The organism is Chamaesiphon sp. VAR_69_metabat_338, from assembly GCF_031423935.1.
Taxonomy (GTDB): Bacteria; Cyanobacteriota; Cyanobacteriia; order Cyanobacteriales; family Chamaesiphonaceae; genus Chamaesiphon.
The window spans coordinates 1-4,855 of record NZ_JANPGM010000186.1 but is presented as its reverse complement, the minus strand read 5'-3'; the positions used below and the strand labels follow the sequence as shown (position 1 = coordinate 4,855).

Here is a 4,855-nt window from a genome sequence, read left to right as displayed (position 1 = left end):
GAACTAGAGTGGCTGAAGCCACATATCCAAAAAGATGCCGTCATCTTAGTAACTCCAGATCTCGATCTTTTAGATGTGGCTGTAGCGATCGCTAGTGACAATACTCAATCTGTACAACATTGGATCGGCGAGCAACTTTTGGTCAAGCCATCTCCAGCAATTTTGAGCAGATGGAACAGTAATCCCGATCGAAAATTTCAAGCTACGATCGTGCAACCCTATGTATTAGTTAAGGAAATATTCACCTAGAACCCGATGGCGATCGATCTGGCTAGATCGATCGCCCCTGGCACCCATACTCGATCGATGATATCTACGATCCCATGACTGGGCAACGTGTCGATCGATAATACTGTCGCCCCACCAATCTTCATGTCGTCGGTTAAATCGCTGTAAATGTGCGAACTAGCGATCGCCGCGAGCCTCACTTCTCGATCTCCTAAGCCGCACATTTTTAATAGATGACGATCGAGCCAATCCCACCAGTCAAGATCGGGAAATTACGCTGATAATAACTCGATCGATCGGATAGACGATGGCCTTGTCAGCAAATATACCTGTGGCATGACGCTCGATTTATCGATCGTCATGCCATCGCTCAGATCGATAGTCAGTACTAATCCCGCTAGTGATGTCCGGATCGCTGAATAAATATAGAATGGTGTTTACAAGACATTTATTTCATTTGACATCCGCCTAACGTTTAGAGTGTTTCCCCAATTTCTCATCAGCCAAAATCTTTAGTCGGATACTATCGTGGCAATCTCCTTTTTTTATACGAGGCTGTGGGTCGGAATATTTTGCGGACTGATTTTCTTGATGGAAGTCATGGCACCGATCGAATATATCTTTGGATATCTATATTTCATCCCAATGTTATTGACTGCCTGCGATCTTACTAGCTGTAATGCATCTACAGCAAGAATTATCGCTGAGACATCAATTGTCGCCAGAATCGGGATGTTTCTAACTTTGCTAGGCTTGATAATTTCCGTATTAATGCAACACGGTGTCTCGAATATTTATGAATTACCCATCGCGGTCGTTGTCAATAGATCGAGTATCGTAATTATATTGGTTATGGCGGACTGGTTGATTAAAAGTAGCCTCAAACATTTGGAAAAAACCTATCGCCAAAAAGAGGAGATCGATCGGTACAAAGTAGAAATATCCGCACAGATGCAGATCGACAGGCTCCATCAGGATTTTGTCTATACCCTCACCCACGATCTCAAAACCCCATTACTCGGAGCGATTCAGACAATAAAATACTTTCAAAAAGATAAATTCGGAACGGTTACTGCCGAGCAATTGCAAGTATTAGATACGATGTCTCGCTCTCAATCGAGATCGTTACAACTAGTAGAAACATTACTAGATGTCTATCGGAATGATACGCAAGGATTGGGATTACACTGCCAACCGATCGATTTGTGTAAGCTCGCGCAAGAAACGATTGATTCTATGGTAATTTTAGGATTGGAACGTCAAATCGTCCTCAATCTCCACTGTGATATTCCCGCAACTCAACCACCCCAATTAATTGGCGATCGACTGCAATTAAGCCGAGTATTTAGTAATTTACTCAGTAATGCGATCTATCATTCCCCCCGCAATCGACAGATAGATATAACGATCCAAGTTCGCGATCGGCAATATATCGTCCAAGTACTCGATCGGGGTCGCGGTATCAGTCCAGCCGATTTACCATATTTATTCGACAGGTTTTATACATCACACCAGCAATTACAAGGCTCGGGATTGGGCTTGTATTTATCTCGCCAGATCGTTGAAGCACATGGTGGCAAAATTTGGGCAGAGTCCGTCTCATTCCAAGGAGCCAAGTTTTGTTTTAGTTTACCTATCGCAAGTAAAGGACACCCGATTTCTTGAAACTACTATTAGTTGAGGATGATGAATTATTCCGGTTGGGATTGGCAACCTGCCTGCGCCAAGAGCCAAAGATCGAGCTGGTGCTCGAAGCCGCAGATGGCGAAAGTGCGATCGATTTAGTCAAGCAACAAGCTTTTGACGTAGCGATCCTCGATCTACTGTTACCTGGTTTGAATGGACTAGAAACATGTCAGCAACTGCAAAAATTTCATCCCAATTTGCCCATTCTGGTATTAACTTCCCATCCAGATAAAGATATTATCTTCAAGCTGATTGAAGCTGGTGCCAAAGGTTATTGTTGCAAAGGGATCGATGCCGAAAAATTAATTTTGGCAATTCGATCGCTCTCCAGTGGTGCCACCTGGTGGGATCCAAATGCCAGCCAGCGGATCTCGACAGCACTCAGTCAACTCGATCGATTCGATCGATCTGCGCTATTAGTAGAGGAATTTCAGTTAACCAAGCGCGAATTGGAAGTATTGGCACTGATTGCCGAAGGCAGAACCAATCAACAGATTGCCGAGGTGCTGTTTATTACTGCGGGTACGGTAAGAGTCCACGTTCATGCGATCTTACACAAGTTAAATGTTAGCGATCGCACTCAAGCGGCGGTTTTGGCACTGCAACGGAAGTTGATTGGTTAGTTGGGAGCGGGGAGTTGGGAGTTGGGAGCGGAGGGTACCCTAGATCTACGCCGTTGGCTAGTGTGTTCAAACTGGTGCCAGATAGCAACACACGACTGGGACGATTAGCCGTAAACCTGCAATTTGCTCGATACCTTACTCGGTACGCCGAATGGAATGGATGAAGCAGGCACGATCGATTTGACGGGTACCAATTGCACCGCACACGCCTTGAGTTCTGGTTGCAAGGAATCGGGACAAGCCGCATCGTGCGTAAACAGATTGGCTTCGGCATCTTTTGCCCACAGTTCGCCCCAGTGCATCGGTACGAATACCGTCCCCCGATCGATCGCTGCTGTCACTAGTGCCGGAAATCTACCCGTCCCGCGACGCGATCGAATTTCAACGATCTCGCCATTTTCGATCTGCAATCTGGCAGCATCCTTAGGATGTATTTCGACAAACGGCTCGGGGTGCATCTGTTGAATTTTGGGGATGCGTCCGGTGCGTGTCATCGTGTGCCAGTGACCGTATAAACGCCCTGTCGTCAACACAAATGGATAATCTGGGCTGGGTGGTTCGGCGAGTCCTTTGGAGTGGCAGGCGGCAAATTTGGCGCGCTTGTCGGGGTGATGGAAGGCGAGATCGGTATATAGTCGTTTGCCGTACTGGGTTTTGCAGCCCGTGGGGTGCGGCCACTGGGTGGGGCCATTATCTTTGAGGTATTGATGGCTCAATCCGGTCACATCACAGGGACGACCCGCACTGAGTCGGGCAAATTCGGCATAGACGTCGGCACTATTTTTGAACCAAAATGCGTCTGTAAAGCCCAGTCGCCGCCCGACTTCGGCAAAGATTTCCCAGTCGGCTTTGGCCTCGCCTGGTGGCGTTCTAAAGGCAGGACAGAGGGTGACTGTCCGCTCGGAATTGGTCATTACTCCCGTCTTTTCGCTCCACTGGGCGGCGGGGAGGAGGACGTGGGCGTATTTAGCAGTTTCGGTCGGGTAGTAGGCATCCTGATGGATCGTAAATGCCGATCGCCGTAATGCGGCTTTTGTCCGATTGATATCTGGCATACTGACCGCCGGATTGGTTGCTACGACCCACAGCAAGCCAACCGCTCCGGTTTCGAGTCCCGTTATCATCTCCCAGGCAGTTTTCCCCGTATTTGGAGAGATTCTCCCCTCTGGCAAATCCCATAATTTTTCGATTTCGGCGCGTTGGGCGGGATTTTTGACCAGCCGATAGCCAGGGAGAATGTGCGCGAGTCCGCCAGCTTCCCGTCCGCCCATCGCATTGGGTTGTCCGGTGAGGGAAAATGGCCCCGCGCCCGGTCTGCCGATCTGCCCAGTCATTAGATGCAGGTTGATAATGTGCCGGACTTTGGCGGTACCTTCGCTAGATTGGTTGACCCCCATCGACCAAAAGGAGAGGACATTTTTGGACGCACCCCACCATTTAGCCGTTTGTTCGAGATCTGCTTGGGAGATACCACATTTAGCCGCGACGATATGGGGTGGATAATGTTGGAGGATATCGGCAAAGGCCGCGAAATTACTCGTACAAGATTCGATGAATTGTTGGTCTACTTTCCCCGCGCGCAGGAGTAAGTAAGCAATCCCGTTTAATAAATCGATATCTGTACCTGGGGTAATTGCCAGATGAATATCCGCAGCTTCAGCCGTAGCCGTGCGACGCGGATCGACTACGACCATTTTGACGCGATCGTGTTGTTTGTGATATTTCCGCAAGCGATTGAAAATAATTGGGTGACACTCGGCGGTATTAGTCCCAATTAAGAACGCAAAATCAGTTTTTTCGATGTCATCATAACAACATGGCGGGCCATCAGCACCAAAGCTCTGGATATAACCCGATACCGCCGAAGACATGCACAGTCTAGAGTTGGCATCAAAATTATTTGTCCCTAGGCAACCCTTGAGCAGTTTTTGGGCGATATAGTAATCTTCGGTTTGCATTTGTCCCGAACCATACATACAGATGGCATCGGCACCTTGAGTATCGAGCACCGTTTCCATCCGACTGACAATTCGACTATAGGCTTCTTCCCAAGTCGCTCGTTGAAATGGTTGGTCTAAACTATCCCGCACCATCGGATACATCAACCGATCCTTATACAACGACTCGCTAATCGTCGCCCCTTTGACGCAAACCATCCCCTGACTGGATGGGTGCGACCTGTCGCCCATCACTTTCCAAATCGGTACGCCACTACTATCCCGATGCACTGATTTCCCTGGCACAGCGGGGGGTGATGCTTCCAACCCACAGCCGACACCACAGTAGGGGCAAAGTGTTTTGGTTGTGTCAGTCATGGT

The 4,855-nt window shown here is 48.3% G+C and carries 5 protein-coding genes; 3 read left to right on the top strand and 2 right to left on the bottom strand.

The features are described 5' to 3' along the window. Positions 1-249 (top strand): DUF2288 domain-containing protein (locus RMO84_RS05540; RefSeq protein ID WP_310487478.1); only part of this gene is annotated, 249 nt, incomplete at its 5' end. On the opposite strand, the gene RMO84_RS05535 is transcribed toward RMO84_RS05540, so the two are convergent. Then, complete coding sequence (locus tag RMO84_RS05535) at positions 246-452, bottom strand: hypothetical protein (protein ID WP_310487477.1); 207 nt, start codon at positions 450-452, stop codon at positions 246-248. The genes RMO84_RS05540 and RMO84_RS05535 overlap by 4 nt on opposite strands. Before the next feature lie 304 nt (positions 453-756). Between RMO84_RS05535 and RMO84_RS05530 the strand changes: the two genes are divergently transcribed. Together RMO84_RS05530 and RMO84_RS05525 are read left to right on the top strand one after the other, a co-directional pair. After that, positions 757-1,893, top strand: a complete 1,137-nt coding sequence (locus RMO84_RS05530; protein WP_310487476.1) for a HAMP domain-containing sensor histidine kinase — start codon at positions 757-759, stop codon at positions 1,891-1,893. Next, complete coding sequence (locus tag RMO84_RS05525) at positions 1,890-2,537, top strand: response regulator transcription factor (RefSeq protein WP_310487475.1); 648 nt, start codon at positions 1,890-1,892, stop codon at positions 2,535-2,537. The genes RMO84_RS05530 and RMO84_RS05525 overlap by 4 nt, the downstream gene beginning before the upstream one ends. 104 nt (positions 2,538-2,641) lie before the next feature. Here RMO84_RS05525 and RMO84_RS05520 read toward each other — a convergent pair whose 3' ends face one another. Further along, the gene (locus tag RMO84_RS05520) at positions 2,642-4,852 is read right to left on the bottom strand and encodes a nitrate reductase (protein WP_310487479.1); all 2,211 of its coding nucleotides are present in this window, start codon (positions 4,850-4,852) and stop codon (positions 2,642-2,644) included. Positions 4,853-4,855 lie beyond the last annotated feature (3 nt).

What these genes read in the sequence shown, in the direction of transcription:
- RMO84_RS05535 (WP_310487477.1), bottom strand. Translation starts at nt 452, where the DNA reads ATGTGCGGCTTAGGAGATCGAGAAGTGAGGCTCGCGGCGATCGCTAGT.
- RMO84_RS05520 (WP_310487479.1), bottom strand. Translation starts at nt 4,852, where the DNA reads ATGACTGACACAACCAAAACACTTTGCCCCTACTGTGGTGTCGGCTGT.